Genomic DNA, 26,974 nt, shown 5'->3' with positions numbered 1-26,974 from the left:
CGGACATCAGCCAGCCCTCGAGAAAAGGCCCTGGGGACGAACAACGAGAACAGCCACGAGCACGATGTAGATGATGAAGCCGCCAAGCGACGGCACGTAGTATTTACCGAGGACGTCGGCCATCCCGAGCAGGATCGAGGCGACGAGCGGTCCGGTCATGCTCGACGTTCCGCCGACAGACACCACGATCAGGAAGTAGACCATGAACTTCAGCGGGAAGGTTGGGTCGAGGCCGAGGATTTCCGCTCCAAGCGCCCCTCCCAGTCCTGCAAGACCGGATCCGGCGGCGAAGGTCGCCGCAAAGATCGTGTTGACCCGGATGCCGACGCCGCGAGCAACCCGCTGATCGTCCACCGACGCCCTCAGCCTGCTGCCGAAGCGCGTGCGGCTGAGGACAAGCTGCAGGCAGCCTGCAAGGACGCCGCACACGAGGATCAGAAAGGCGCGATAGACGCCAATACCGACACCGAAAAAGGATACGCGTCCTTTCAGGAATTCAGGCAGATCGAGAATCTGCTGCTGCGAGCCCATCAGATAGTCGATACCGGCGACAGCGATGAAGACGATCCCGATCGAGAATAGAACCTGATCCAGGTGGGTCTTGTGGAACAGCCTTGTGTAGAGAGTCCGTTCCAGAACCAGGCCCGCGATGGCCGTGAAGATGAAGGCGATCGGCAGCGTCAGCAGAAATGGCACGCCCCAGCGGTTTGTCAGGATGACGGTGACATAGCCACCAGCCATAGCGAAGGCGCCGTGCGCCAGGTTGATGAAATTCATCAGCCCGAGGGTGACAGCCAATCCGCACGACAGGACGAACAGCAACATTCCATAGGCCAGCCCATCAAAGAGAAGGGTCAACATGCTTCCTCCCTGTGCCGCCGATATTCTCGCTTCTTCGGGTGGCACATCACGTTGCGGGCTCGACAAGACGAGCCAGTTTTAGTCGCATCAGGGTGGAGGGATCGAGCAGGGAAGGCTATTTCAAAATGGCCCGCATGATATAACAAAAAGCTATAGCGCGACCGGCGCTTTTCGATGCGAAGATTCATCTATAGCGAAAACTTATCGGATTGGCGTCACTTCCAAATTGGCAAATCGCTTTCCCCGGCGCGATATCTCCCTAACAGGAAGGAGACATCCAATGTCGGAAAAGAAGACTGCACTCGTAATCAGTGCCCATGCCGCTGATTTCGTCTGGCGCTGCGGTGGCGCGATCGCCCTACATGCTGACAAAGGATACGACGTAACGGTCGTATGCCTTTCATTCGGTGAGCGCGGTGAGTCAGCCAAGCTTTGGAAAGAAAACGGCATGACGCTGGAGAAGGTCAAGGCGGCAAGACGCCGCGAAGCGGAGAAGGCCGCGAAGACGCTTGGCGTGCATGATCTCATCAGCTTCAACCTCGGCGACTACCCGCTGCGGCTGACAGACGAGGACAAGTACCATCTCGTCGACGTTATCCGCGACGTGCAGCCCTCCTTCATGCTGAGCCATTCCCAATACGACCCTTATAACACGGACCATATGTATGCCACGCAGGTGGCCCTCGAGGCGCGCATGATCGCGCAGGCGTGGGGTCACAATCCCGGCCAGGAGGTGCTTGGCGCCCCGCAGCTCTACCTGTTCGAGCCGCACCAGACGGAGCAGATGGGCTGGAAGCCCGATGTTTTCCTTGACATAACACCAGTCTGGGAAAAGAAGCGCGCGGCTATTGAATGCATGGAAGGCCAGGAGCACCTCTGGGAATTCTATACCCGCGTCGCTCAGAACCGTGCCAACCATTTCCAGCGTAATTCCGGCGGCCAATCCGGCGGCCGCGCATCGAAATATGCGGAAGGGTTCCAGTCGATCTTTCCGCGCACGGTCGACGAGCTTTGATCGACCTAGGGAGGATGAACATGGAGCCGTGCTTCGACATCGCGCACCTGGCGCACGTCGAGATGTACACGAACAAGTTCGATGAAAGTCTCGATTTCTTTTTGCGCATTTACGGTCTGACGCTTTCGGCTCAGGACGAGAATTCGGCATATCTTCGGGCCTGGGACGATTATGAGTTCCATACCCTGAAGCTGACGCGCCACCACACGACGGGCGTTGGGCATATTGCCTATCGCGCATCCTCGCCCGAGGCGCTGACGCGCAGAGTTAAGGCGATCGAGGAGAGCGGCTTCCATATTATAGGCTGGGTGGACGCTGATCAGGGTCACGGACGGGCGTTTCGGTTCAAGGATCCGTTCGGACACGTGTTCGAGCTCTACTACGACACCGTGCGCTACCAGCCGCCGGAAGAGCAAAAGCCGGCTCTGAAGAACATTGCATCCCGATATCACGGGCAGGGATGCCATCCACGCCGCCTCGATCATCTGAACCTCCTGGCTTCAGACGTGACCGAATTCCGGCGATTCATGCAAACCTGCCTCGGCTCGAGGGTGACGGAGATGATCCAGCTCGATAACGGCCGAGTCGGTGGCTGCTGGTTCACGATCAACAACCAAGGGTACGACCTTGCCTGCACGGAAGAGCACGGCAAAGGCGACGCCCGACTCCATCATGTCACATACGCGACGGATACGCGCGAGGAAATCCTGCGGGCTGCCGATATCTTTCTGGAGAATGGCGTGCATATCGAAACCGGGCCGCACAAGCATGCGATCCAAGGAACCTTCTTCCTCTACGTCTGGGAACCTGCCGGCAATCGCGTCGAGCTTGCCAATGCCGGTGCCCGACTGATCCTTGCTCCGGATTGGGAGCCCGTCGTGTGGACGGAAGCAGAGCGCAAGAAGGGGCAGGCCTGGGGGCTAAAGACCATCGAAACATTCCACACCCACGGCACACCGCCCGTGGGGTCGAAAGGAGAATGAAGTGGGTATCGTCGTACAGAACATCGAACGAGCGAGCCAATCGGTTATCGATCGTCTTGCCGCCGCCGGCGTCGCAACGGTACACGAAGCTCAGGGCCGCAAGGGGCTGTTTGCAAGCTACATGAGGCCAATCTATCCCGGCGTCCAGATTGCGGGATCCGCGGTAACAATTTCCGCGCCTCCGGGTGACAACTGGATGATCCATGTCGCGATCGAGCAGATCAAGGAAGGCGACATTCTGGTGATCGCGCCGACATCGCATTGCGAGGATGGTTACTTCGGCGATCTTCTCGCGACCTCCGCGCTCGCTCGAGGTTGCCGCGGGCTCATCATCAATGCGGGCGTGCGCGATGTCCGCGATCTGACAGCCATGAAATTTCCGGTCTGGTCGAAGGCGGTATCGGCGCAAGGAACCGTCAAGGAAACGCTCGGTTCGGTGAACGTACCGGTTGTTTGCGCCAGTGCTTACGTCGAGCCGGGCGACGTCATCGTTGCCGATGATGATGGCGTCTGTGTCGTCAAGCGGGCGGAAGCGGAAGAGGTTGCGGTCGCTGCGGAAAAGCGCGTCGCCAATGAAGACAGCAAACGCAAGCGTCTCGCCGCGGGTGAGCTTGGGCTCGACATCTATGAAATGCGGCCCAAGCTCGAAGCCAAGGGGCTGAAATATGTATGAGGATGGAATCCCTTGCCTCTGGATGCGTGGCGGGACATCAAAGGGCGCTTACTTCCTCGCCAGTGACCTGCCGGACGACCCAGAGCAGCGAGATGAGCTTCTGCTGCGGGTCATGGGATCTCCTGACCCTCGGCAGATCGACGGCATCGGTGGCGCAGACCCACTAACTTCGAAGGTGGCGGTTCTGTCTCCCCCGACGAGAAGCGATGCTGATGTGGACTACCTGTTCCTTCAGGTCTTCGTCGACCGGGCCTTGGTAAGCGACGCCCAAGGCTGCGGAAACATTCTCGCAGGGGTGGGACCCGCGGCCCTGGAACGAGGCTTGGTTCCAGTCTCGGGGGAGGTGACCTCCGTGCGAATCCATATGGTCAATTCCGGTGAGGTTGCGGTCGCCAAGATAAGCACGCCTGGCGGCAAAGTAAGCTATCTTGGTGATACTGGCATCGCGGGAGTACCAGGCAGGCACGCAGCGATTCCGATCCTGTTCACGAACACTGAGGGCTCGATGTGCGGATCCCTTCTGCCGACAGGCAGGGAAGTCGACGTCATTGATGGGATTGAGGCGACGCTCATCGATAACGGCATGCCGTGCGTGATCATGCGGGCAACAGACTTCGGGTTGACGGGACAAGAATCGCGCGAGGACCTTGAGGCCAATAATGGCTTAAAACAGCGGCTCGAGGCCATCCGATTGCAGGCCGGGCCGATGATGAAACTCGGCGATGTCAGCACGGCGTCGGTTCCGAAGATGACTTTGGTGTCAGGGCCGGCCGCCGGTGGTGCAATCAACACGCGCAGCTTTATACCTCATCGAGTTCATGCTTCAATTGGCGTATTAGCCGCCGTCACGGTCGCAACAGCAACCCGCATTCCCGGAACGCCTGCCAACAAACTTGTCACTGCACCGTCGGATGGGCGGTATCGCATCGAGCATCCTACAGGCGAGATGGAAGTGTTCCTGGAACTGACGGAGCAGGCAAACGTCATGGGGGCAGGCACCGTGAGGACTGCCCGAAAGCTATTCGATGGGTTGGTCTTTCCCATTGAAAAGCGCGAAAAGCAATCTCACTGAGCTGGACCAAGCCAATGAAATCCATGTTTCTTCGCTATGCCACCCCATTCATCACGGGCCTCTTCTTGGTCTCGCTGATATCGGGAATCGCTCTCTTCCTACACCTTGGGCAGTCTTGGTTCCGTGCGATGCATGAGTGGCTGAGCATGGTGCTCATCGTACCATTTCTCCTCCATGTGTGGAAAAATTGGCGACCGTTCACGAACTATTTCCAGCGTCTGCCCATGACCGTTGCACTCGGAGTTTCCCTTGCTGCATCACTTTACTACGCAACGATCTCCAACGCGCCGGGTTCGCACACTGGAGGACCTCCGCAGATCGCGTTCGCAAACCGAATCTTGCAGAATCGGGTCTCGGATGTCGCGCCTTTGCTCGCGACTTCATCCCAAGCCCTTCAGGAGCGGCTGCTAGCTGCGGGATTTTCAGCAGTCAGCCCTGATATGCATCTCAATGAGATCGCGGCTCGGTCCGGCAAGGGTGAAGCAGAATTGATCAACATCCTGACTGCGTCGCCCTAGCTGTATGCCGAGAGGTTTTTTGGTGAAGTCCTGACGGAAAATCTAATCGCCTACCACACTGTCAAGGAGATGGCGATTGAAGCACCCAACCTGATCGGATTCGGTTTGCAACCGCCTGAGCAGAACAAAAAAGAGAACCAGGGATTCAGCTGCCGCCTTTATTTCTACAGATCGTCAATGAGACTCCCAGGCCAAAAATTCCTGGTCGGTAGCGATCTTCCCAGCCCGGTCTGGGCGTGCGGCCCGTTGTCGTGGCGGCGCGTCGACACAGGCGCCAGTGTCAGCTTATCAACCACGACGAGCTGCAAGAGCCTTCTCAGCGTTAGACATGCCGCTTCACCCGGGCAACTGCTCGAATCATGAAAGGGAAGGCCTGTGCTCCGGCTCCATTTTATAGCTGATGGGCGAGCGTCACGACCATGTTCTGGTGACGCTTAAGGCCTTCAACAGCCCTGCCAACGTCCTTTTGTCGGCGAGGCGCATGACAGCGACGACGGGGCCAGGCGACGTAGTAATGCTCCGTTGGCGCAGCCGCGACCATCTCACCCTGGTCCGATCCCAACAAGGGTTTTCGATTCTGCCGTTCAATCCCAGCCCCCGGAAGCGCGTCGTTCCAGCGCGCGATATAGAAAGGATGAGTGGTGCGCGTGCTCAGTGCGCCGAGGCATGCCGCGTGCACGACATGCCCGTTGGAGTCTAGACGGGTTGAGGACCTGAAATCGTCGTGAACGTCGGGAGATAGTCCGCCAGATGAATGTGGAAATAGCGGTTGAGGATCCCAAATCGTCATTTCAGCCCAAGCTCGTGACTCGCCCAAGGGTCTGCTCCATGCGAAATTTCTAATGATAGGGCCTACGGTTCTGATTCCTCAAGAGCTTGGATTCCTTCCATTTGTAAAAAGTTGGTCGCTTGGCGGTGTGATGGAGACATGCACAATTTTGCTTTCGATTCGCTCCGCGAATATCTCTCCTTTGAGGATCAGCTAGGTCAGTTCCGGTGACCTGTCAGCGAAGGTTCAGCGTCTGCGTGGCCTCTTACCGCCTTCATGCTGCCATTTGGCATCGGCCTCAGTTTCAATCGGACGCCATGCCGATTTCAATTAGTCATCCCTTGACTTTCAATTGGTCATGGACAGGGGGCGTTCGGAGCGTTGCTGGAAACTTTCGTCTTTGGGGAGATCCTTAAACTCGCCAGCAGTGGACATGGCCGCTTTGAGTTCTCGCATTTTCGTGACAAGCAGCAGAACGAAGTCGATATTGTCATCGAGGACAGAAGAGGGAGGGTTGTCGGCATCGAGATAAAAGCGGCAGCATCCGTCTCGACTTCCGATTTTTCCGGATTGAGAATGTTGGCCGAAGCATCTGGAGAGCGGTTTGTTTGGGCATCGTCTTGTACGACCATGGCAAGGTTGTCCCGTTCGGGGAACGCCTGTCCGCCGTGCCAATTTCGGCATTGTGGCGTTAGCGCGTGGGAATTTCTCTTCAGTCTCCAGGCCTGAACATTCTTGAAACTTCGAGCGCTTCGATAAAGCCGGCCTCCAGTTCGAATCCCTTCACATCAACGGATCCGACCACGGATCGTGAGCTTTAAAAGTGGTGTTGTAGCTTATTGCGGCACGACTGCTTTGCGCCCTCAGCCAAGCCGGCGCTCGATGTTGCTCGGCTGACCAAGCTCTTCCGGGATCGAAGGGAAACGATCAAGTCCGGCTTCGGCATCGAGAAACTGACACTCATTGCCGTCATGACCGACCGCTTGGCGAGGAGCAGCGATCGTCACTGGTTGACCATGCGGGCGAGGATATCACGCCGCTGATCGACACCTTCGGAAACCAGGGACAGTGCGTCTATCGCATCGCGCCTATGGCCTCCGATGTTCCTGAATGCAGCGTCTCGGCTGCAGCCGAGGACGTCATTGAAACCTGGGTGCATCACTGGCCAAATGGTGTGCATTCGGGCTTACGGTAGTTGGCAATCGGCTCTCAGGACGGTACCTGCTGCTTTTGCGTTTTATCGACATACACCGTGGAATGTCATCCGGTACGAAGGCGCCCGCCTTACATGAAGGATCGCCCCCCGGTGCAACTTCGTGACGCCAATCTAGGAGATTCATGCAAGACATTATCAAGCGGCAGCCGGTGCTTCTGGACGTGATTTATGACGCAATCAACACTGCCCCCTGCAGCCTTGGCACGGGTCGTTTTGTACATAGCACAAGATCCTGAGATCGTTTTGGGACTGTCGGTGGCGGAACTCGCTCATAATGCCGACAGCGGGTCTGCTTCTATCGTTCGGTTTTGTCGAATACTCGGTTTTTCAGGTTTCGTGAGTTCAAGATTGCGCTCAGTGGCGAAATCGAACGGGCTCGAGCGCTGGATCTCGCTCAACGCTCTAATGTAGCGATATCACCATAGCCACGCGCTCGCCCGCTTTGTCATCCCGACATTCTGCTGGTGAATATGCCAAATAATTGATCAAGCTTTGAGCTCCTCATGAGCCGTCGGTCGAATTGCGACAGATTAATCTGCCTATCGGCTGGTTGATGGCAGACCCACCGGTCGCAAGCCAGAAGGTGCCCGCCTGCCGCTCCCGTCATTTCCAAAACCGCTTCGCGTCGAGCACATCATCGACATGGGCCTGGGCACTGTCGATCAAGGCATCCTTCTCGGCATGGGAAAGAACCGTGTCGCTCGCCGGGTGGTTCGCCAGCCAGTGTTTCTCCAGGACGCCGGGAACCGACACCAGATCGTTCAATGCTCCCAAGTCGTCTTGAAGGGCTTCCATCGCGGCAAGGAATTTCGCGTGCCGACGCCTGCCGCGCTTGTCATCGAAAAGCGATGCGAAGAACTCGGCTGCATAGCGAAGCTTTTTCGCATCCTTGCGAACCTCGTGACGATGCTCGTCGTCCAGCTTTGCCAGCGCGCCGCCGTCCTTCTTGAGCTTCTTGCGCTGTTTCTCAAGTGCCCGCCCAGCGAAGGTGAGTGCATCCGGAATTTCCGCCGACACTGGGGATTTGCCGTGAAGGTAGTCTCCACATTCAAGCCATTGCAGCAGGTCAAGCATCAGTGCTCGCGCGCGCGGGGAGGATAAGGCATCGACCGCATCACGGTAGGTGTTCTCGCGCGCTGCTTCCAGCTTAAAGACAAGATCCGGTTCGGCGGCTTTCCCGAGCAGGACGTCGACATTGCGGGCCTCTCCAAGAACCGCCGCCAGCCATCGCAATTCGTTGTTCAACCGCCGCGGCTCCTCGTCAGGAAGCGCCGGTTTGAATATGGAGAAGGCCGATCGCAGCCGACGCAGCGCCACGCGCGCCTGATGGAGAGCCTCGGCGTTGCGTCGATAAAGGAGGACATCCTCGTTCAAGCGGAACTGCCGGAAGCACGAAGACGCGATGGCCTTGAACGCCGCGGCGGCATTCATGTCACGATCGAGATGAAGCGGCTCCGACTTGAAGACCGTCTTCTGCGCCTCGGCAAGGGCATAACCTCGCTCCGCCTTCGAACGCACCCCGAACCGAAAGCGGGCAATCTCGTCTATCTTCCTGGCAAAAGCAAAGAGATCGCTGGGACTGCCATCCTTCAGCTCGATTTCGGTCTCACGGATCGGAGAAGAGCGTTCCCCCGAAACCACTTCGCCCTGGTCGACGACGACCTCGAGGCTGGAACCATTCTCCTCCACATTCCAGAGCCGCCTTTCGACGACCACATCGAAGATCGGCTCCAGTTTCAGGCTGTTTCCAAATTCCCCCAGAAGCGGCGAGGTGTGGTCGAGAACGGGTTCGTCTCGCTCAACCGGCGTCTCCCACTCGGATCTCGCAAACAGCGACCTGCCTGGTCCAGTCGCCTTGACGGTTTGGGTGCGCGCGGCGCCCACCTGCCGAATTCGAAGCGTGAAGCCTTTTTTCCACAGTCTACGATCGGAGGTGTCGAAGTAGGTGGACCGCTGCCGGACAATCTTTTCGGGCTCGCCCAGCAGATCGGAACCAAGGATGGCTTCAAGGGATTCGGGTGAGAGATCAAGCTTGGTTTGGGTTTCTGACGACAAGGCGGACTCCGTTTGATAAGACCGAATTCAGCACGGACCTAGCTGTCATAGTCCAGTGCTATAGCGACTGTATGAGAGATAGGAAGAAATCGAAAACAGCCATGCTCTCGAGCGCGCAACGATATGCGTCGAACGTTTCCGCCGCTCGCGATGTTCCGCAGGCGGGTGCGATCTGTTACCGCCGCGGGGATGATGGAGGGCTCGAAGTCCTTCTCGTCGGCAGCCGCCGGAATGGCAGATGGGGCATTCCGAAAGGCCATATCGATCCCGGCGAGACCAGCGAGATCACAGCGGCTCGCGAATCTTTCGAGGAAGCGGGCGTGGTCGGTCGTGTCGAGGTGGAAATTTTCGGAATATTCACCTATGAGAAGGACAGCACGCCGGATCGCTACCATGTCTCGGTTCACCTTGCAGAGGTGACAAGGATCGCGATGGACTATCCTGAAAAATCGACGCGAAAGAAGGCTTGGTTTCCCCTGGCGGCTGCGCCGGTCGAAGTCTCGCAACCAGGGCTGCGCGAGCTGCTACGCAAGTTTGCCGATGGGATCGGCGATTCTGGCACCACGGACGGACCAGCTTTTCAACTTGGTCGTGATTTCAGGGTGTAGTGGGATCCTGGCTCTTTCGCCAACGCCGCGAAATTCGCCTGATCAGTGCTGTACAGGTGCCTGGCCTTCAGCCTTGCGGCGTTCCGCTCTTTGGACCGATGGAACGACTTCTCTGTCCTCTCCGACATCTTCCCCGTCATAATCGTCCGCTACACTGATCTCATCCATGCGGTGTTTGATCGCCAGGGCATAGATCGTGTCGAGCACATTCTTGTCCGTGACGCCAGGATCGGTCAGGGCCAGCAGCGAGGCGCGGACAATCTTCTTGCTGGAGGTTTTCGGGCAGCGCTTCAACACGAACTCATACAAGGCATCGCCTGTCAGACCTTCGGTAGCTCCGTCAACGAGAGCCTGGTAAATCTTCTTGCGCTTCTCACCCATGTGATTTCTCCTTAAGCGGTACTGCCCGGGACCTAGCCACCGGCGCCGGGCGGCGCGTCGTTCTCTAAGTTCTCGTGGTACTGCACAACCTCATTTTCGTCCATATCCTGTGCAGCGCCGCTGCCCGTACGTAATGAGATGCCGGGACCCGACGCAACGCTGCCAGCTTGGAGGAACGTCACGCCAGCTGTTTCGAGGACGGCGCGGACCGCGACAACATGATTCCGCATGCCGGTGACCGGGCCTTCGCTTGCTTCCATGCGTTTCAGCGTCGGCACGGAGATATTCGCAGCGAGAGCGAGCGTTGCTTGCGGCATACCGATGAGCGCTCGAGCGGCCGAAATCTGCCTGCCAGATAGCATCTTATGGTCCTTCAAGTCTCAGCGATATTCAAAGGTGTTGAACAGCACATCTGGATCCGACTACCTAGAAAAACTAGCGATGGCATGCCAGGACACTCATGACGGCCGGAGAGAAGGGCTGATCGGCGTACCGCTTTTCGGCAGGGCGATATCAACGAGTTCGCGTGATAGGCCTGACGCAAATGACGCTCAGCGCGCGCCAGCAGTCCACATCACCGCCATCGAGAATTATTTAACGACGCATCGCGCCCGAGAACATAGCCAATCGCGAAGGCGAGGGCGCCGATCGTAAGGACAATCCCCGTTGCCGTGTGCGGATGCTCAGCGGCGCCCGCGGCCACTGCGGTGCTCTCACGGACAACAGCATCCTTGGCATCCTTCGCGACCCTCCGGATACCTGTTGGTGATTCTGCGAGTGTTCCTGTGAAGCCAGCACTGAGTTCGTCGGTCATGATGTTCCTCCTTTTTCTGAGGGAAGGAGAACCCGCGCCAGCGCGGGAAGTTCCAGCGACCTGGCTGGCTGCAACTGGTGGCTTAGAGGCATCTGCAAAAATCACTCGAGGCGATAACGCGCTAGCGGAGCACCTTTTCCTAGCGCTGATAAAGGCCGACCCCCACTCAAGCGGATCGTTGGACAATAAGGATCCGGTGCAAATCCAACTGCACGGTAAAACATCGAGACATTGCTCATCGCAAGGAACGTTGCAGCTGCCAGCGGCGTTGAGCCGAAATTAGAAGGAGATCTAATGATGGACAGAGAACAGAAGATTCGTGAGCGCGCCAACCAGATATGGGAGGAAGAGGGTCGCCCCGAAGGCAGTCACGAGGAACACTGGCGGCGAGCTGAAGAAGAAATTGCGGCAGGCGAACACGTAGCCGCTGGAGAAGGCACCGAGAACTGGAAGGCAGAGGCCGGTCTGCCCAATGACCAGAACTCGCCGGGCGTCATGCCGACTGTGATCCCACCGGACTGAGGACGTCAACTTCGTCGCAGATGACACCCTGTCGTTTGGCATTTAACTGTGGGAATGCGCCCGTTGCGGAGGTGATGGCACTTAATTTGAGATTTTTCGGTGCGATTTTCGGCGCTTGACGCCCTTCAGTCCGACCATGATCTTTTGTCATATTCGGCATTTTCTGATGAGGGTTGTCCGCAGGCAGCCATGCCTTCCTCGGTAGGAAGCCAGACGGCGGTCGTGTTGATATCAGCCGGCGTTACTCGGGCATTTAGTGAGGCTCATCGGCAGGAATATGTAGTGGCACGCCCGCATTTTCGGCCGCCGCTCGCAGTCGCCTGTCTCTGGTCCACAAGGCTGCCTTCCGCTCAACGAGAACGGATGCCAGCAGATGCGCATCAGTGTAGCCAATACCCATGCTGAAAATTCCATATCGGTCGATCATCGTCATGACTTCGTCGTGTGTGGCGACAACAGCTCCGCGCTGAGCTGCCAAAAACGCAATGACACCGCCGCGATCCCGAAGGCAGCCAAGAGCCAATTCGCCAATCACGCACGGATGGCAAAGTAGTCGATCGTCTTCGATTATTCTTCGTAGCTCGCCATCGCCATATCGGAAATATCAATCCAGATCGAGGTGTCTACCAATATTACTTAACTGCCGTGCTCCGACGACGAGAGGCTGCCTCGGCCTCCGGCATGGTTCCCCCAAGAGCTATGAGGCGTTTTCCGGACTCCACACGAACCAGCGTCTCCAACGCCTGGCGGACGAGTGCCGCGGTTTCCTTGGTGCCGGTCAATGATCTCGCCCTGTCCATGAGGGCATCGTCGAGATTGATGGTTGAGCGCATCAGCTGGCCTCCGTGTTGATGACGTCAAAAATGGCACCATTTGGTGATGAACTCTACGCCTTATCTCGCTTCCATGCACGGAAGGTGGTCTGCGCATGTAAGGTAGCGACGCTCTAATCCCATAGGATATCGGAATTGAGCCGTGAAGTTGAAGCCCGTGCCATCCGTGCCATGGGCTCGAAGATATTGCGGAGGTCCACGGTTCGAATCGGTTCACATCAACAAGTGCATTTTTTCACTCTGCAACTTTGCTCGGATCCAAGTTTCGCTGCCCAGCTGTTGCCAATTATCCACTTTCCGCTGAAGAAATCTATGTTGCGCAACCACTCAAATTACTCGGTTGACTTGTGTCGGAATGTCATTGTAATGCTATATTAGCATTTGCTGCACTATGGAGGTGTGGCTCCTTGGTAATATAACGGCATTGTTCTTATGAGGAACATACATATGTGTGGGGCGTGCATGTTTAATAGTTATGCCGAAGAGGAGAGTACAGTACTGACGTATGTGCTCGCGATGCTGGCGATTTCTACCTGGCAGCACTATTATCCAACCAGCACAAATATGCGCGCTAAAATCGCAACTGGGGCATAGTTGGGCCATGCCACGTCCGCTGTATTCATGTGACGACGGACTATATCGTTCCAAGAAAAAAGATGAGATTCGACTTGAAGCGTCTCTTCGATCGTATTGTCGTCGATTTATATCAAATAGTGCTTGTAACTCTGCTTCTGATAGCATCAACTATTAATGATAGAATATTTTATAGCGTTATAATTTTTCTAGGATTTTGCATACCGGGTTTTATCGATGTCATGATCAATGGCAGTCATAGTTCAGGACGAGAAAAATTTTTCGTCCCTCTGCGATTCAAGCTTCCCTACAAAGTATTAGTGTTCATTTGGAATGGCTTCAAGGCGAGCCAATAAGTCGAGGGGCGACCGATGGCAAATGGAAAAGATACGAATAGCGCAACAGAGGATGGACGGCACGCCTGGCAATCATTTTGGGATGGCCCAGAAAAAGGTAGCATGAAAAAGCTTATAATCTGGGTGGCCACAACTATGATGGCTCTTTCTCTCCCGGCCGGCGCGCAAACGGTCGCGACCAAACGCGGCTATGAATATGATCAAAACATGCTGAGCAATCCCTCGGCACTGAACTGGAACATCGAGGCCTGCAGCCACAACGGCATCAAGCCTGAAGTGCAGGAAGGGCTTGCCAAGCTCATGGGCGTGTCGCAGGCCAATGTCCGGCTAGAATTTTGCCGCCGTGTCCTCACCGCCTATGCGAGAGGCCGCATCCCCTATGATGACTACCTTCAGTTCATGCAAGGCGGCGGTATGCCTGCGAGTGTTTCGCGGGCTTTGAGGATCGCGGGCTCAGCCCCAAAGAAGCCGCAGAGCCACGAAGAAGGTAGTATTGTTCTTCCGGCGTCAGCGCGAATGGATTCCGGTGAGACATTCAAGGGCTCGACCGTCGCGTCAAACGGTAAGGGTCGCTTCTCGGTTCAATCGTCTCGGCGAGCCGTGAAATGCTCAGGCATCTATGATCTCAGCGATCGGCGTCCGACGATCACGCTTCCGGTCAAATGCTCGGACGGTCGCAGCGGCAAGGTCGAGGTCACGCGGGCAGCGGATATGATGTCGGCCAGGGGAAAGGTAAAGCTGTCCGACGGGAGTACCGGCCGGCTGACGGTTGGCAAGGACTGAAACAGCCATAGTTGACCGCGGGCCGTCAGCCTGCTCTCGGTGGACGGGAATTTCAGACGAATAGCTCTGATAAAGAGCAGGGCCGCCAGTTCCACAGTGGAGACGTTGCCGGGCTAACGTCGTTATCAAATGCTTTTCTAACGAGTCAGTTCCATAAATCCGATTACCGCACATAGGCCGCCGCGACTGATTAAATGTGGCGATATTCCAACACGTTAGAGAAAATAAGGCGCAGTCGACGGCACGCATCCTTTCGCATCATTACCAATCTCATTTTTCGGTGGGTTTGATCTTTATAAGGTGGCGTTTCGGCCAGCCGTTGCGCTTAAAATAATAAGCTGGGTCTCGGACCCACATCGGTTCTCTTTGAAAAATCTTGTATTGGTGCCCTCACGGTACTCGTCTCACAGAATTTGCAAAGAGTCCTGGCGCACCTCTTCGAATTTATGTTATCTTGTGTACCATGAGTACACCAAAGGAAATCAGGCTAAAGAATGTCTTGCAAGCAGTCCCAGCGGGCTTTGTGGCGGACGCGCGTTGGCTAGACAATCAAGGCATCAGCCGCTTCCTCACGCGAAAGTATGTTGCGAGCGGTTGGCTGGAGCGCCTCGACCGCGGCGTCTTCCGTCGCCCGGCGCCGCAGCCAGCGCCACTCGACTGGCGGACCTGCCTACTCTCCCTCCAACACATCATGAGCTACAAGATCCATGCCGGGGGCATCACCGCCCTCGGCGAGCAGGGGTATCGCCATTACCTGCCTTTGGGAGCTCCCGCGCCTGTATGGCTCTATGGCGATAATATCCCTTCATGGCTCCCGCGCTTGAAACTTGACGCCCTCCTGATGACCCGCGGTACGTCTCTGTTCGCTGACCCCGATTTAGGCCTCATCGAGAACAAATCTGCCAACTATCTTACGACGTCGTGGGGTTGGGCGCTTCGCATGTCTTCACCCGAGCGCGCCATACTCGAAGCCATTGACGAACTGCCCGCTCACGAGAGCTTCCACAATCTCGACATGATATTTGAGGGGCTGGTGACACTCAGTCCGCGTCGCATGGCGGCCCTGCTGGAGAGCTGCCGGAAGATCAAGGTTAAGCGCCTGTTCTTCGTGTTCGCAGACCGGCACAAACATTCCTGGCGCGAACGCCTCAATCCCGATGATTTCAAGCTTGGAGCTGGCGATCGTGCTCTGGTAAAGGGCGGCAGGATCCACCCCCGCTATCGCATTATGGTTCCTTCGGAGTTTGTCGATACTTCAACAGGAGCTGCTGATGGCCCGTGAACCCTATGCCGCCCAGGTCGCGCTGTTGGTGCGGCTCCTCCCCTTTATCGCAGTTGAGAAGGTTTTCGCGCTGAAGGGCGGAACTGCAATTAATCTGTTCTATCGCGACATGCCTCGGCTCTCGGTCGATATCGACCTGACCTATTTGCCGGTTCGGGACCGGGCCGAGAGTCTGGCTGAGATCGACGAAGCGCTGGACCGCATCACAGCCGCCGCCAATGGCGGCATTGCGGGGCTTGACGCCCGCCGCATCGCTGGCGGCGGCGGGGGCGCCACCCGCATCCGCGCCCGGCTAGGTAATGCCGAAGTCAAGATCGAAACTTCGCCCGTCACAAGTGGAGTCGTTCACGACCCCGAGCTACGGGATGTCTCGCCCGCAGTCGAAGATGAATTCGGGTATGCGTCTATCCAGGTCGTATCGTTCGAAGATCTGTTTGGCGGCAAGCTCCATGCGGCCGTGGATCGCCAGCACCCACGCGATCTCTTTGACGTCAAGTTCCTCTACGATCATGAGGGGCTCAACGACGCGCTGTTCCGTACGTTTCTCGTTTACGTCGCCAGTTCGCCGCGTCCGGCGCACGAACTGCTCTCACCGAGCCGTAGTCGTCTGGACGAACCCTACGCCTTGGAGTTTGTCGGGATGACAACCATTTCAGTCACAATCGACGAGCTCGCGAGGACAAGAGACCGGCTCATCGCGGATATCCGCGCCCGCCTTGCCGATAAGAATACGCAAAAGTTTCTGCTGAGCCTTCATGATGGGGCGCCGGATTTTGACGCTATCGGCTTGCCGCAAGCAGCCGCACTCCCGGCGGTCCAATGGAAACTCGTGAACCTGCGCAAGCTCATCGCGGAAAATCCTGAAAAGCATGCCGCGCAGAGAGCTGATCTGGAGCAGCTACTTACATGAACGGCAGGAGGAGTGAGTAGATCATGAAACATGCGCGGCTTATGTCTCTGATTTACAGCAGTTTCTCTGCGCAGCGGTTCGATTCCCATCAAGAGCGAGACAATGTTTTTCGCGATCATTGTCTGTCGACTCAACGCATGGCTTCAGACTCCACCGCGATGACTGGCGTACCAACGCTGTGCGATAGGGGCCACGCACCATGTCCAGATTTCTCGCGCGCGCTCTAAGTCGTCCGGCGCGGGCAACGGCGAACGCTCCAGAGCGATGCTCGAGCACGACACCTGGCGCGTGGTCCCGTAGCTCCTCTGGCAGATGCCCTCAAGCGTCGTAAGGTAACGATGATCACCTGCCTGCGCATCAACGCCGCGCTAATCCAGGCGGTCGGTCCACAGCTCGGGTACACGAGATCGGGTCGGATCTCCACATCCGGCCTCACGGCGCCCCGCATGCTGGATCGACATCCATCTTACCGCGGTTCAAAGAAGGAGGTGGTGCCGCTGTCGTTCCATCTGACTTCTGACTCGTAGCATGAGACCAACGACTACAATGATCGTGCTCAGTAATTGAGCTTCGGGTACCAGTCTGTGCCGCGGCCGGCTGGCGTCATGTCCAGAATGTTCCAGAGTGGTGCGATATCGACTGCGCCCCTTGGATCCTGGCCAGGATCCGCCGCTTCGGTCGGCATCTCGCCATTGTAGAAGACGCGGATATCTTTCCCATCCTTCTGGTAGACGGTGAATCCTGGATTTTCAGATCCGTTGTCATTCAGCAGGCCTAGGTCACGGGCGTAGTCGTCGCCGACGGTCTGGACGAAGTCCAAGTCGCGCCAGCCGCGTTCGATGGCAAAGGCGCGTTGTCGTGCCACCGGGCTGCGACCGATGATTTTGAAGGCAACCCGTTGCTTGATGTCGGCGCCGTTGCCGTTCGCTCCGCCAAGAAAGTTCGTGCACATCGGGCAGGGCCGTTCGCGCTGTGGGCCGAACATCCAGAAGTACGTCACTAGTGTATCGTGGTGACCGAACATGTCCGCGAGACCGACCTCGTCGCCGTTCTCATCCTTGAAGCGATAGTTCTTCTCAACGACGGGACCTGAAGGCAGGCGCCGGCGCTGCTCCGCAAGCCTCGTGAGATGTCGCCGGACTTCGATTTCCTCCGCCAGCAGGGCCGTCCTTGCCTCGGCGTATTCCGGAGTTTCGTTCGTGAACTTGCTCACACGTTTTGCGGCCAGTTCCTTTGCGGGTCTCAATTCGCTCATGTCCATGTGCCTGCTCCTTGGATCTATTCCGACCGTCTCGCGAGACGACCTCCATTCGGCCATCCCATGCTTGTCGTCGGAAATCGGCGGGCGCGCATGATGGTTTTCCACGCCCTCACTTGAAATAGACGTACGAGGCGATCCGTTCTCGACAAGAGCTCGAATTTTTTCGGTTTCAGTTGCGGTCGCCTTGCTCAGAGGTGGCAATCAGAATCAGCGCGATAACACGCTCGGACGCCTGGCGCACAATTTCAAGGGCCATGTGGCCTCCCATCGAGAAGCCGACCAGCACCATTTCCGCCATCGCCACAGCAATAGCACGACTCGCCATTTCAGCGGTTGACGAGTCCTGCGATAAGTCGGCATGGATGATTGGGCCATATGCCGCCAGCTCGGGTTCCACGTCACGCCAGAGGTCGGCGTCGAGCATGAATCCTGGAATTAGGACCATCCCCATCTTCACGCTTCCTTCTGAGATCTGGCAAAGGTCGCCGGTCGTGGCTCATGCGGAGATCGATCACGTGCGAGCGCCTTCGACAACCAAAGAGAGCTGACGCTGCCGATTGCCGGCGATGCTATATTGTAGCCCAACGCGGTGCTTCTTCTAACCTAGCATACGCGGCGTTGATGTCACGTGAGGGTCCAGGTGGCATATTACCTTGATTCATTAATGAAGCGAGGCTCGGACAAATGTAATCCAAAGACGTCAAAGGAGATCGTCAATCGGGTATTACCAGCGGCCCGCAGTCACTATCGGCGACAAAGGTCGCCAGCAACTCAGCGGGCTCGGTCTTGCTGACGTTCTCTGCAAAAAGATGCGCAGTTCCGGGTGGCTCGAACCAGGTTTCGCCCGCGCGATAGGTCCCGGCCGGGCCACCTTCAAGCTGAGAGCGCAAGGTCCCCTTCAGCACGAAGGCCGAGACCGAGCCAGGATGCCGATGACGTGGCGTATAGGCGTTGGGTGGATAATCGACGACCGCGACGGTCAGTGACTTACCCGGCACGTTCGGCAATGGCTCGCAGGAAATTGGCCTCACTGTGGTCTGGGGTCGTCCGGCGGCCGCCGGATCGGAGGTTTCGGACATATGATGCTGAGCAGGGCCTGGATCGGCCTCGCCGCTCCGGTAATTGGTAATGCCCAGGAATAAAGCAAGCACGGCGACGGTTCCCAAGGTCATCGAAATAGATGACGGGATCGCGCTGTTCTCCGCGACCGAGCTGAGGATTGAATAAACGTTTGGTTTCAGCATGGAGTATCTCATCGGCGACAGGGATTTCAATGATAGCTCACGGGGGCTTCAGATCCGGAACTCCGGCGTCCATCCGAGTTCTCGGATAGCCTTCGCAGAGCTAACCATTGGGCTCGCTTCGGCAATATTGTAGATGCCCTGCGTTCCCGCCTTGACTGCAAGCATGGCCGCGCGGGCCGCCGCGTCCACATGGACGGCAAGCGTGGCATCGGGGAGGTCCGCTCCGGTCGCCGGGCCGTAGAGGCGCCCATAGCGCAGAACGATACCGGTTACCCTTTCAGGCTCTCCCAGGACAGCGGCCTCCAGCGCCGCAACACCCGAGACGCTAACGCTGCGAGGCTCGGGCGCTGCGAGATCCAGCGGTGCCGACTCGTCATGGGGTTCGTTCCCAGCAGCATAGGCCCAGGCGATGCTTTGCGCGATAATGCGCTTGGCGCCCGCAGCCATCGCGGCCCGCATAAGATTGGCGGTCCCCTCGCGGCGGATGCGCGCATTGCGGGCGGCGAATTCGGATGCTCGTGACGGGTCTACGGCCGGGGGGAGATCGGTCAACTGGTGGATGATCACATCCGGATTTGCCTCTATCACCGCCCGCTTTAGCGCATCGCGATCGAAGACGTCGACCACCACTGCATGGACGCCGGCCGCATCAAGGTCGCGCGCTTTGTCGGACGAGCGTGTTGTCCCGAAAACGTCATATCCTGCATCCAACAATTGCGGCACGAGCCGCCTGCCGATAGCACCTGTGGCACCCGCCAGAAAAATCGTCTTGGGCACGATATTCTCCTTGCCTCTTCGTTGTATAGCTACACTATGGCCGCTATCATCCAGTAAAAAGGACCAAGATTGGGCAAAAAAACTGTACCATCCACGGATGTTCGGTCCCTCTCCATAACGGTTGATCGGCAATCTGGAAAAACGCTCACTGACCAGCTGACGCAGTCGATCGAGGCCGCCATTCTGGATGGGCGGTTGTCGGGAGGCGCGCGGCTGCCATCGTGGCGCGATCTGGCAAGCCAGCTCGGCGTTGCGCGCGGGACGGTCAAGGCCGCATATGAAAGGCTTATCGACCGCCAACTTCTGATCAGTCACGGTCCCGCGGGAACGCGGGTCAGCGCGCACCTGCCCCCGCGCACCGCGGGCGAGCGTCGCATGTCGCTCCGCGATCCCTTCCAGGCGCTCGGAATGATCACACCCGGTATGCCGCCGCGCCTGTTTCAGCTCGGCGTGCCTTCACAGGATGCGTTCCCTGCGACGACCTGGTCTCGACTGTTGGTACGGGCCGGCCGAAAGGCAGCGCTCCTGCCGCTCAGTTACCCGGACCCACGCGGCGAGCTGGCCCTGCGTCGCGAGATCGCAGCTTATCTTGCCGTGGCCCGTTCTGTCGTCTGTCATGAGGAGCAGGTCTTCATCACCACAGGTTTCACCGCCGCGCTCGGCCTGATTGCCGATACGCTCGCAGCACGGCCATGCAAGGCGTGGGTCGAAGATCCGGGTTACCCTTTGGCAAAGGCCGGACTTGCGCTGAAAGGCATAGAGGTTGTGCCCGTCCCGGTTGACTGCGACGGGCTCGACGTGGCGTTCGGCATGGCGATCGCCCCCGACGCATCGCTCGCGGTCGTAACGCCGGGACAGCAAGCCCCACTGGGAATGACAATGTCGCTCACCCGTCGGCGGGCTCTTCTGGACTGGGCGGCATCGGCAGACGCTTTCATCATCGAAGACGACTATTTGGGTGAATTGCAGCTGAAGGGACGCGCTGCACCGGCACTCGCCTCGCTGGACGCCGAAGAGCGTGTCATCCATGTGGGGACGTTCAGCAAGACGATCAGCCCGGCGCTGCGACTGGCTTTCTTCGTGGCGCCTCCCCGCCTGCTGGACGAGCTTTTCCGCCGGGCGATGTTTCTTTCTCCTGCTCCCGCGACGATGGCCCAGATTGCCGTTGCCTCCTTCCTCTCTGAAGGCCATTTCCTTCGGCATTTGCGCAAGATGCGGCGACTCTATTCGGAACGGAGCGAAGTTTTGAGCGGCATCGCGGGCACCGCGCTGATGGACCAAAAGAGGGGCGGATTGGCGCTTATTCTTGGTCTTCCGGATGGTGCGGATGATGCCGCCATCGCTCGCCGCGCCCGCGACCTTGGGCTGGGGCCATCACCCCTGTCGAGCTGGTATGCGGATGCGAGCCGCTCCCGGCCTGGGCTGCTGCTGGGGGTAACGAACGTGACGCCGTGGTCGGCCGCTACCGCTTGGCAGGCGCTGCAGGCCATCATCGGTGAATTTACGAAAGCTTGACGTCCGGTAGCTCACGAAGAAAGGCTGTTCGTGCTAAGCACGGAAGCTGGATTGCGCGGCTCGGCTTCTTGTATGTTGCGCAGCACATAGAGACGAGGCGTCTCTTCCCTTTGTTGGAGAACTACACCCGAACGACCTGGAACTCGCCTATACAGTCTTTATTGGGTATGTTCCGTCCCTCAACGCCATAACCGAAGGGCCAAACCCGGACGCAGGTCTGGAGCACGGCGATTGGAAATCGCACACCCGCTTCATTTTTGCCTCTCCGGCTATCGCAATTTTGATAATATCGGATGGAGAAGGAGCGCTGGTGCGCGAACGATATGGCGCCGCCGATCTACCACCAAGGAACTGGACGGAAGGAACTAAAGTGGGCTCTCGACGTTAACGCGCGAACGATTTTGTGGGGAGACTGAAACCCGTTGCCATCGGGTGGGAGGAGCTCGATGAACAATTCCGGAGCGCCCAGCGGTCCTGAATCGATTTCTGCGCCTGAATGGCGACAAATCGTCCATAGCGCGGTCGATACGGCGATCATTACGACCGACCTCCAAGGCAAGGTGACGAGCTGGAACGAAGGCGCGCACCGCATCCTGGGCTGGACGGAAGCTGAAATGCTGGGCCAGACGCTGGAGCGTTTGTTTACTGACCAGGACCGCCAGCGAGACATATTGGCAAATGAGATGCGCGACGCGCTGGCATACGGCCGTGGCGGCGGCCAAGAAGGATGGCGTATATGCAAGGATGGGAGCCGCATTTGGGCGTCTGGCGCGATGACCCCTATCAGGGCCACCGATGGGGTGCAGAGCGGATACGTGAAGATCTTGCGCGATCGGACCTCTCAGCGCAAGGCTGAAGAGGTCGCGGCCGAAGAGCGTCGCGCGCTCGAATTGCTGAACCGCGCGGGATCTGCCCTGGCGGCTGAGACGGACCTCCATAAGGTGGTGCAGATCGTCACCGATGCCGGTGTTGCCATCTCCAGCGCTGAATTCGGCGCGTTCTTCTACAATGTGCTGAACGAACGTGGTGAGAGCTATATGCTCTATACGCTTTCCGGAGCGCCCATCGAAGCCTTTTCGAAATTCCCGATGCCGCGCAACACGCAAGTGTTCGCGCCGACGTTCAACGGGGAAGGCATCGTACGCTCGGACGACATCACGAAGGATCCGCGATATGGCCGAAACGCGCCTCGACGCGGGATGCCCGAGGGCCATTTGCCCGTGCGTAGTTATCTGGCCGTGCCGGTGATTTCGCGCACCGGGGAAGTGCTCGGGGGCCTGTTCTTTGGCCATGCCACGCCAGCTGTCTTCAACGAACGCTCCGAGCGGGGCCTGGAAGGATTGGCGGCGGAGGCCGCGGTAGCGATCGACAACGCTAACCTTTCACAGGCCACCCAACGCGAGATTGAGGAGCGGAAGCGCGCGGAAGAAGCGCTGCGGGATCTGAATGCGAGCCTCGAGCAACAAATCGCGGAACGAACAGCGCAGCTTAGAGAAAATGAGAGCGCGCTACGCCAATCGCAGAAGATGGAGGCCGTTGGGCAGCTGACGGGCGGCATTGCTCATGATTTCAACAATCTGTTGCAGGTCATTATCGGCAATCTTGACATCTTGCAGCGGAACTTGCCGGAGGATTCCGGGCGGCTTAAGCGAGCTGCCGGCCACGCAATGATCGGCGCTCGTCGCGCCGCTGCCCTTACCCAGCGGCTCTTGGCCTTTTCTCGACGCCAGCCACTCGATCCAAAACCACTGAATGCCAACGCCCTTGTGACGAGCCTTTCGGAGATGATCCATCGAACGCTTGGGGAAACCATGGCCGTGGAAACTGTTCTGGCCGCTGGGTTATGGCAGGTGGAGGCGGACAATAACGAGCTTGAGGCCGCAATTCTCAACCTCGCGGTGAATGCGCGCGACGCCATGCCGGATGGTGGCCGTTTGACCATCGAAACCTCGAACGCCCACATTGATGAGGCCTACGCCGCCTCCTACGCCGAGGTTTCAGCAGGGCAGTATGTTTGTATAGCGGTGTCGGATACCGGCACGGGCATGGACGAAGTCACGATCGCAAAGGCCTTCGAGCCATTCTTTACGACCAAGCCGGTCGGTCGGGGGACTGGTCTTGGACTGAGCCAAGTCTATGGCTTCGTCAAACAGTCCGGCGGGCACGTGAAGATCTATTCGGAGCTCGGCCACGGCACGACGGTAAAGATCTATCTACCGCGATTCACATCGGCCAATACGTCGGACGAGCCCCAGACTGATCTGCCGGTCCCTGAAGGGCAAAATGACGAGACCCTCCTCGTCGTCGAGGACGACGATGATGTGCGAGCCTATTCGGTCGAGCTTCTTCGTGAACTCGGGTATCGGGTGATCGAAGCGCATGACGGGCCTTCCGCGCTACGCCTCCTTGAGCGACAGGCGAGAGTCGATCTGCTCTTCACCGATGTGGTCCTTCCAGGGGGCCTGACCGGAGCGCAGGTTGCGGCCCAGGCGCAAGAGATTAAACCGGGTCTGAAGGTCTTGTTTACAACCGGCTACGCGCGTAATGCGATCATTCATCATGGCCGTCTCGACAAGGGTGTAAGACTGATTACAAAACCATTCGGTTCGGCGGAACTGGCTGCGAAGGTACGTGATGCGCTGGATGAGGAGTTTGAGTGATGGTCCCTTCACAGGAGCCGCTTGTATTGCGAATGCCCGACGGGGAGCGGGGTATGCTGACGCCTGGCATCGATACCATTCTTGAACGGCTTTCCATGCGCTCAGCACGGGCATCGCGGAGCTTGGCGAGGCGCAAGACCAGTTTCCGGTCGCCATTTAGGTGACTGACGTCGAAGGGGTCGTAACCTACTTCAACCCGGCCTGCATTGAATTTACCGGCCGCAGGCCTGAAGTCGAGAAGGATCGATGGGAGTCACTTGGTGCCATTATACGAACGTGGGCGAGTTGCTGCCCCATCACGAATATTCCATGGGTGGTGCCCATCAATACGCGGTGGCCGGTTCGAGGCGTGGGAGACCCTTAACCGCATGCCAATGAGTACGAGATCAAGGCTGCCCAAATCCGCGGATCGACGTGCGGTATCAATCGCTCCCCTCAGAAATTCTCCGCTTCCTATTCGTTCCGACTAGGATCGTGACACCTATCGGCGCCCAACGTCGAAGGAACTCCTCAGCCTGAAAATGCCGCCCTTGGAATGCTGATGGAAACGACCAGCCCTGTCGGTCTCCAGTCGCGCTCGATGGTGGCGCCAAGCGCACCGGCCAGAGCTGTTTCGAGCCGACTGCCAAAGCCTGAGGTTTCGGAAGTTGATGGTTCCGGCCCTCCCGTTTCCCGCCAAATGAGCTCAATCCTATCCGCTTTATCCAGCAAGTTTACATCGAGATATCCGCTTGCGACCGAAAGAGATCCATATTTCGCGGCGTTGGTGGCAAGCTCATGCAGCAGCAGAGCGATGTGCGTCATCGCCTTGCCCGTGACCGAGGGATCGCTGCCCGATATGGTGATCCTTTCCCTTGCCCCGTAAGGTTCGAGGATGGTCCCGAACAATGTGTGCAGTGAGATCGCCTGGATGTCGTCGATCTCACCTTTCCAATCGGCCATGGTGAGCTGGTGCGCACGCGCGAGCGAGGAGAGCCTCGCCTGGATCGTCGCCAGCAAGTCCTCATGGGTCGTGGTGGAGCGTCCGCTGATGGAGACGATCGCTGTCGCGAGCGCAAAGAGATTCTTCACGCGGTGACGCATCTCTCCCATCAAAAGCTCTTGCTCCGCCTGCGTCCGGCGCCTTTCCGTAATATCCCTCGCGATCTTCGATGCGCCCACGATCATGCCTTGCGCGTTGCGGATGGGTGAAATCGTGAGCGAGATGTCGATGAACGATCCATCCTTGCGCCGTCGCACTGTCTCGAAGTGCTCGACGCGCATGCCACGCTGGATCTCGGCGAGGATCGCTGGCTCCTCATCGAGCCGATCCTCGGGGATGAGGATGGTGATGGATTTGCCGATCACTTCCTCCGCCTCATAGCCGAAGAGCCGGGTCGCGGCTGGGTTCCAGCTCTGGATAATGCCTCTTAGATTCTTGCTGATGATCGCATCATCCGAGCCAGCGATAATAGCGGCCAGCCAGTCGCGCGGATCGGGTCCGTCCGCTGTCACTTGGTGTATCAGCTTGGCTGGCGGAAAGGGATTTGATGGAAGCCGCACGCTCGCCCGCCACGCGTGGGGTGGCGCGGACGGTCCGTCATCCAATGGGGGGTCTTCCGCGGAACTTGCCATGCAACACTCCTGAACCACTCTCATCACCGCCAAAACAGAGGCAAACGCAAGAAATCATGCACGTTTGCCTTTTTGATAGCATCTCTTCGCCGGCGGACTCGTCAAAACGCCAGCTGTTTCCCAAGCGAGAATCGCCGGTTTTTGAAGTATCTCCCTACTAACATAGGGCACCGTTCACATCTTTGAATGCCGTTAGGTTCCGGTCATCGCTCAGACGATAGACAAAGATCTTTAATTCTTGAAGAGATCCGACGGAAGATGGCCTCAGTCGATGGTCGGTGACCTCCCGCCGAGGGCTGACGGCTGGCTGTCTCCTTCGTGGCGCATCTGAAAGACCGGATAGATGAAGGCTCGAGGGTCTACTGGTGCGAACACGGATCGAGCTTACCATTGGCCTGTTCCCATCGCCGCCCGTCGACCTCACATGTTCGTTGCGAGACGATGGAGGATACAATGTGATCCAGTCGGGGGTTTCTCCGCTAGATTTCGTGAATATGGTGGACATCGCGGTGGCACACCGGCTGTCGCTCATAAACTCGTTACCAAACGTCGCCCATCGATGTTATTCGATACCAAAGGCGAGGACATTCAATCGTTCGAAGGTCCAGCGCGACGAACCGGAGTTCACGATGATCCCCGCAAGGGGGGAACCTGATCGCCATTCCGAGGTTAGACGCGATCGAGAAAACGCGGGGCCCAATGCGTCAACTTGTTCTGATTGTCGAGGACGAGCCGCTGCTCAGGATGCTGGCGGTGGATCTGGTTGAGGAAGCTGGCCTCGAAGCGTTGGAAGCCACCAACGCGGAGGAGGCTATTACTCTGCTCGAGCGCACGCCCGATACTCGGATCCTTATGACCGACATCGATATGCCTGGAAGCATGAACGGCCTCGAGCTCGCTTGGACAGTGAGCCGTCGCTGGCCATCGATTTCCACAGTGTTGGTCTCGGGCAAACAGCCCCTGGCGGCGAGAGAGATGCCTGAAGGTAGTGTCTTTTTCGCGAAACCCTACGAGCCTCGAAAGATGGTTGACCTGCTCTTGAAGATGGCGAATTGACCGCGGCCGCTTAGCTTTCAGCGACGCGCGAATTGCTGCTGCGGCCTTCGCCGCCTTCCACATATGCGTCGGAAATCAATCGGAAACCAAAGCTCTGTTCGTCTGACCTCAAGTTGTTCTCAGGGCCCAGTTCTTCTTCCATCACCATATGCAGGCTTCGAAGATCACAGTGCACGCAGGACGCCTTGTGCGATGCATCCAATGCGCAGCTGGCGAAATGGCCGATCAATTGCAACGCCATGATGGCCAAGTGCCAACGCGTGCTGGATTGAAGGCTGTCAAATTTGCAACACATGCTGGGACCTTTAGTTTTCGAGTTTCTAATGGATGGACAGCCACCAAATTGATGATGTTATGGACTCGTAAGCTCCGTTTTGGTGGTAGGTGATGCGATTTACGGACTTTCGGCGTTTCAAGATGCTCCGATCGCGTGCCTTGCGTAGTAGTAGTGGCGCGTCTGAGCTTTACGAACCTTGGGTCTATGACGCCTTTGATCGGTTTGAGCGTGAGATGGAAGCGTTCTGCCGCCGCTTGCTGTTTTCAGTTGTAATTTGAAAGTCGGGCCCGGCAAGGTCGGGAATACCCGATGTAGTAGCGAGGGGCCGAATCTATCTGCGCCCCCT

Annotated in this window: 24 protein-coding genes and 4 pseudogenes; 15 read left to right on the top strand and 13 right to left on the bottom strand. The window is 57.7% G+C overall.

The window, feature by feature from the left end; translation table 11 throughout:
• Nucleotides 1-6: 6 nt before the first annotated feature.
• The gene (locus tag FBZ97_RS33435) at nucleotides 7-861 is read right to left on the bottom strand and encodes a branched-chain amino acid ABC transporter permease (protein ID WP_113352382.1); all 855 of its coding nucleotides are present in this window, start codon (nucleotides 859-861) and stop codon (nucleotides 7-9) included.
• A gap of 280 nt (nucleotides 862-1,141) precedes the next feature.
• On the opposite strand from FBZ97_RS33435, the gene FBZ97_RS33430 reads away from it, so the two are divergent.
• The 7 genes and pseudogenes from FBZ97_RS33430 to FBZ97_RS34960 all read left to right on the top strand — a co-directional run.
• Nucleotides 1,142-1,876, top strand: a complete 735-nt coding sequence (locus FBZ97_RS33430) for a PIG-L deacetylase family protein (RefSeq protein ID WP_113352383.1) — start codon at nucleotides 1,142-1,144, stop codon at nucleotides 1,874-1,876.
• Between the two features lie 20 nt (nucleotides 1,877-1,896).
• Nucleotides 1,897-2,859 (top strand): VOC family protein, encoded by a 963-nt coding sequence (locus FBZ97_RS33425; RefSeq protein WP_145324473.1) that lies wholly within the window; start codon nucleotides 1,897-1,899, stop codon nucleotides 2,857-2,859.
• Nucleotide 2,860: 1 nt separating this feature from the next.
• Nucleotides 2,861-3,532 carry a 4-carboxy-4-hydroxy-2-oxoadipate aldolase/oxaloacetate decarboxylase gene (locus FBZ97_RS33420; protein ID WP_113352385.1) on the top strand — a complete coding sequence of 224 codons (672 nt, stop codon included), beginning with the start codon at nucleotides 2,861-2,863 and terminating at the stop codon, nucleotides 3,530-3,532.
• Entirely contained in the window at nucleotides 3,525-4,604 is a 1,080-nt protein-coding gene (locus FBZ97_RS33415; RefSeq protein ID WP_145324471.1) for a 4-oxalomesaconate tautomerase, read from the top strand. Before FBZ97_RS33420 ends, FBZ97_RS33415 begins: the two co-directional genes overlap by 8 nt.
• A gap of 14 nt (nucleotides 4,605-4,618) precedes the next feature.
• Nucleotides 4,619-5,122, top strand: a complete 504-nt coding sequence (locus FBZ97_RS33410; RefSeq protein WP_145324468.1) for a DUF4405 domain-containing protein — start codon at nucleotides 4,619-4,621, stop codon at nucleotides 5,120-5,122.
• Nucleotides 5,123-6,254: 1,132 nt separating this feature from the next.
• Nucleotides 6,255-6,586: pseudogene (locus FBZ97_RS33400) on the top strand (DUF4143 domain-containing protein); the annotation flags it as partial.
• 162 nt (nucleotides 6,587-6,748) lie between these two features.
• A pseudogene (locus tag FBZ97_RS34960) lies at nucleotides 6,749-7,056 on the top strand (DNA polymerase Y family protein); the annotation flags it as partial.
• Nucleotides 7,057-7,710: 654 nt separating this feature from the next.
• On the opposite strand, the gene FBZ97_RS33385 reads toward FBZ97_RS34960, so the two are convergent.
• Nucleotides 7,711-9,162 (bottom strand): CHAD domain-containing protein, encoded by a 1,452-nt coding sequence (locus FBZ97_RS33385; protein WP_145324464.1) that lies wholly within the window; start codon nucleotides 9,160-9,162, stop codon nucleotides 7,711-7,713.
• Between the two features lie 101 nt (nucleotides 9,163-9,263).
• On the opposite strand from FBZ97_RS33385, the gene FBZ97_RS33380 reads away from it, so the two are divergent.
• Entirely contained in the window at nucleotides 9,264-9,770 is a 507-nt protein-coding gene (locus tag FBZ97_RS33380) for an NUDIX hydrolase (RefSeq protein WP_145324462.1), read from the top strand.
• Nucleotides 9,771-9,812: 42 nt separating this feature from the next.
• Here FBZ97_RS33380 and FBZ97_RS33375 read toward each other — a convergent pair whose 3' ends face one another.
• The 3 genes and pseudogenes from FBZ97_RS33375 to FBZ97_RS33365 form a co-directional block, all read right to left on the bottom strand.
• Entirely contained in the window at nucleotides 9,813-10,151 is a 339-nt protein-coding gene (locus tag FBZ97_RS33375; RefSeq protein WP_145324460.1) for a hypothetical protein, read from the bottom strand.
• 125 nt (nucleotides 10,152-10,276) lie between these two features.
• Nucleotides 10,277-10,513: pseudogene (locus tag FBZ97_RS33370) on the bottom strand (transcriptional regulator); the annotation flags it as partial.
• Nucleotides 10,514-10,725: 212 nt separating this feature from the next.
• Complete coding sequence (locus FBZ97_RS33365) at nucleotides 10,726-10,965, bottom strand: hypothetical protein (protein ID WP_113391247.1); 240 nt, start codon at nucleotides 10,963-10,965, stop codon at nucleotides 10,726-10,728.
• Between the two features lie 294 nt (nucleotides 10,966-11,259).
• Between FBZ97_RS33365 and FBZ97_RS33360 the strand changes: the two genes are divergently transcribed.
• The gene (locus FBZ97_RS33360; RefSeq protein WP_186449596.1) at nucleotides 11,260-11,487 is read left to right on the top strand and encodes a DUF2934 domain-containing protein; all 228 of its coding nucleotides are present in this window, start codon (nucleotides 11,260-11,262) and stop codon (nucleotides 11,485-11,487) included.
• 253 nt (nucleotides 11,488-11,740) lie between these two features.
• On the opposite strand, the pseudogene FBZ97_RS34955 reads toward FBZ97_RS33360, so the two are convergent.
• Together FBZ97_RS34955 and FBZ97_RS33350 are read right to left on the bottom strand one after the other, a co-directional pair.
• Nucleotides 11,741-12,120: pseudogene (locus tag FBZ97_RS34955) on the bottom strand (type II toxin-antitoxin system VapC family toxin).
• On the bottom strand, nucleotides 12,120-12,320 hold the full coding sequence (locus tag FBZ97_RS33350) for a type II toxin-antitoxin system VapB family antitoxin (RefSeq protein ID WP_113420995.1): 201 nt from the start codon (nucleotides 12,318-12,320) through the stop codon (nucleotides 12,120-12,122). The pseudogene FBZ97_RS34955 and the gene FBZ97_RS33350 overlap by 1 nt, the downstream one beginning before the upstream one ends.
• Nucleotides 12,321-13,351: 1,031 nt before the next feature.
• Here FBZ97_RS33350 and FBZ97_RS33345 point away from each other — a divergent pair.
• From FBZ97_RS33345 to FBZ97_RS33335, 3 genes are all read left to right on the top strand, one after another.
• Entirely contained in the window at nucleotides 13,352-14,032 is a 681-nt protein-coding gene (locus FBZ97_RS33345; RefSeq protein ID WP_145324456.1) for a hypothetical protein, read from the top strand.
• Nucleotides 14,033-14,495: 463 nt separating this feature from the next.
• Nucleotides 14,496-15,314: a type IV toxin-antitoxin system AbiEi family antitoxin domain-containing protein gene (locus tag FBZ97_RS33340; RefSeq protein WP_186449594.1), complete on the top strand. Its 819-nt coding sequence runs from the start codon at nucleotides 14,496-14,498 to the stop codon at nucleotides 15,312-15,314.
• Entirely contained in the window at nucleotides 15,304-16,224 is a 921-nt protein-coding gene (locus FBZ97_RS33335) for a nucleotidyl transferase AbiEii/AbiGii toxin family protein (protein WP_145324452.1), read from the top strand. Before FBZ97_RS33340 ends, FBZ97_RS33335 begins: the two co-directional genes overlap by 11 nt.
• A gap of 556 nt (nucleotides 16,225-16,780) precedes the next feature.
• Here the strand turns inward: FBZ97_RS33335 and FBZ97_RS33330 are convergent.
• The 4 genes from FBZ97_RS33330 to FBZ97_RS33315 all read right to left on the bottom strand — a co-directional run bounded on the left by FBZ97_RS33330 (nucleotide 16,781) and on the right by FBZ97_RS33315 (nucleotide 19,506).
• Nucleotides 16,781-17,485 carry a DUF899 family protein gene (locus FBZ97_RS33330; protein ID WP_145324450.1) on the bottom strand — a complete coding sequence of 235 codons (705 nt, stop codon included), beginning with the start codon at nucleotides 17,483-17,485 and terminating at the stop codon, nucleotides 16,781-16,783.
• A gap of 169 nt (nucleotides 17,486-17,654) precedes the next feature.
• A complete protein-coding gene (locus FBZ97_RS33325) occupies nucleotides 17,655-17,930 on the bottom strand; it encodes an alpha/beta fold hydrolase (RefSeq protein WP_145651064.1) in 276 nt (91 codons plus the stop codon).
• Between the two features lie 268 nt (nucleotides 17,931-18,198).
• Nucleotides 18,199-18,759, bottom strand: a complete 561-nt coding sequence (locus FBZ97_RS33320; protein ID WP_210249246.1) for a cupin domain-containing protein — start codon at nucleotides 18,757-18,759, stop codon at nucleotides 18,199-18,201.
• A gap of 18 nt (nucleotides 18,760-18,777) precedes the next feature.
• Nucleotides 18,778-19,506, bottom strand: a complete 729-nt coding sequence (locus FBZ97_RS33315; RefSeq protein WP_113353593.1) for an NAD(P)-dependent oxidoreductase — start codon at nucleotides 19,504-19,506, stop codon at nucleotides 18,778-18,780.
• A 69-nt stretch (nucleotides 19,507-19,575) separates the two neighbouring features.
• Here FBZ97_RS33315 and FBZ97_RS33310 point away from each other — a divergent pair, with 69 nt between their 5' ends.
• Nucleotides 19,576-21,021, top strand: a complete 1,446-nt coding sequence (locus tag FBZ97_RS33310) for a PLP-dependent aminotransferase family protein (RefSeq protein WP_145324444.1) — start codon at nucleotides 19,576-19,578, stop codon at nucleotides 21,019-21,021.
• 446 nt (nucleotides 21,022-21,467) lie between these two features.
• The gene (locus FBZ97_RS33305) at nucleotides 21,468-23,681 is read left to right on the top strand and encodes a PAS domain S-box protein (protein ID WP_145324442.1); all 2,214 of its coding nucleotides are present in this window, start codon (nucleotides 21,468-21,470) and stop codon (nucleotides 23,679-23,681) included.
• Nucleotides 23,682-24,191: 510 nt separating this feature from the next.
• Here FBZ97_RS33305 and FBZ97_RS33300 read toward each other — a convergent pair.
• Nucleotides 24,192-25,175: a PAS domain S-box protein gene (locus FBZ97_RS33300; RefSeq protein WP_246661940.1), complete on the bottom strand. Its 984-nt coding sequence runs from the start codon at nucleotides 25,173-25,175 to the stop codon at nucleotides 24,192-24,194.
• Nucleotides 25,176-25,994: 819 nt separating this feature from the next.
• On the opposite strand from FBZ97_RS33300, the gene FBZ97_RS33295 reads away from it, so the two are divergent.
• A complete protein-coding gene (locus FBZ97_RS33295; protein WP_145324438.1) occupies nucleotides 25,995-26,351 on the top strand; it encodes a response regulator in 357 nt (118 codons plus the stop codon).
• 10 nt (nucleotides 26,352-26,361) lie between these two features.
• Here FBZ97_RS33295 and FBZ97_RS33290 read toward each other — a convergent pair whose 3' ends face one another.
• Nucleotides 26,362-26,601: a hypothetical protein gene (locus tag FBZ97_RS33290; RefSeq protein ID WP_145324436.1), complete on the bottom strand. Its 240-nt coding sequence runs from the start codon at nucleotides 26,599-26,601 to the stop codon at nucleotides 26,362-26,364.
• Between the last annotated feature and the right edge of the window lie 373 nt (nucleotides 26,602-26,974).

Source organism: Rhizobium sp. ERR 942, from assembly GCF_007828395.1.
GTDB lineage: Bacteria > Pseudomonadota > Alphaproteobacteria > Rhizobiales > Rhizobiaceae > Rhizobium > Rhizobium dioscoreae.
The sequence above is the reverse complement of the archived record's forward strand: the minus strand, read 5'-3'. Positions and strand labels throughout refer to the sequence as shown.

Coding starts and splice junctions, on each gene's coding strand:
- FBZ97_RS33340 (WP_186449594.1), top strand. CDS start 14,496: ATGAGTACACCAAAGGAAATCAGGCTAAAGAATGTCTTGCAAGCAGTC.
- FBZ97_RS33425 (WP_145324473.1), top strand. CDS start 1,897: ATGGAGCCGTGCTTCGACATCGCGCACCTGGCGCACGTCGAGATGTAC.
- FBZ97_RS33325 (WP_145651064.1), bottom strand. CDS start 17,930: ATGGTCCTAATTCCAGGATTCATGCTCGACGCCGACCTCTGGCGTGAC.
- FBZ97_RS33380 (WP_145324462.1), top strand. CDS start 9,264: ATGCTCTCGAGCGCGCAACGATATGCGTCGAACGTTTCCGCCGCTCGC.
- FBZ97_RS33430 (WP_113352383.1), top strand. CDS start 1,142: ATGTCGGAAAAGAAGACTGCACTCGTAATCAGTGCCCATGCCGCTGAT.
- FBZ97_RS33365 (WP_113391247.1), bottom strand. CDS start 10,965: ATGACCGACGAACTCAGTGCTGGCTTCACAGGAACACTCGCAGAATCA.
- FBZ97_RS33330 (WP_145324450.1), bottom strand. CDS start 17,485: ATGGACATGAGCGAATTGAGACCCGCAAAGGAACTGGCCGCAAAACGT.
- FBZ97_RS33415 (WP_145324471.1), top strand. CDS start 3,525: ATGTATGAGGATGGAATCCCTTGCCTCTGGATGCGTGGCGGGACATCA.
- FBZ97_RS33435 (WP_113352382.1), bottom strand. CDS start 861: ATGTTGACCCTTCTCTTTGATGGGCTGGCCTATGGAATGTTGCTGTTC.
- FBZ97_RS33410 (WP_145324468.1), top strand. CDS start 4,619: ATGAAATCCATGTTTCTTCGCTATGCCACCCCATTCATCACGGGCCTC.
- FBZ97_RS33345 (WP_145324456.1), top strand. CDS start 13,352: ATGAAAAAGCTTATAATCTGGGTGGCCACAACTATGATGGCTCTTTCT.
- FBZ97_RS33375 (WP_145324460.1), bottom strand. CDS start 10,151: ATGGGTGAGAAGCGCAAGAAGATTTACCAGGCTCTCGTTGACGGAGCT.
- FBZ97_RS33305 (WP_145324442.1), top strand. CDS start 21,468: ATGAACAATTCCGGAGCGCCCAGCGGTCCTGAATCGATTTCTGCGCCT.
- FBZ97_RS33360 (WP_186449596.1), top strand. CDS start 11,260: ATGATGGACAGAGAACAGAAGATTCGTGAGCGCGCCAACCAGATATGG.
- FBZ97_RS33335 (WP_145324452.1), top strand. CDS start 15,304: ATGGCCCGTGAACCCTATGCCGCCCAGGTCGCGCTGTTGGTGCGGCTC.
- FBZ97_RS33350 (WP_113420995.1), bottom strand. CDS start 12,320: ATGCGCTCAACCATCAATCTCGACGATGCCCTCATGGACAGGGCGAGA.
- FBZ97_RS33295 (WP_145324438.1), top strand. CDS start 25,995: ATGCGTCAACTTGTTCTGATTGTCGAGGACGAGCCGCTGCTCAGGATG.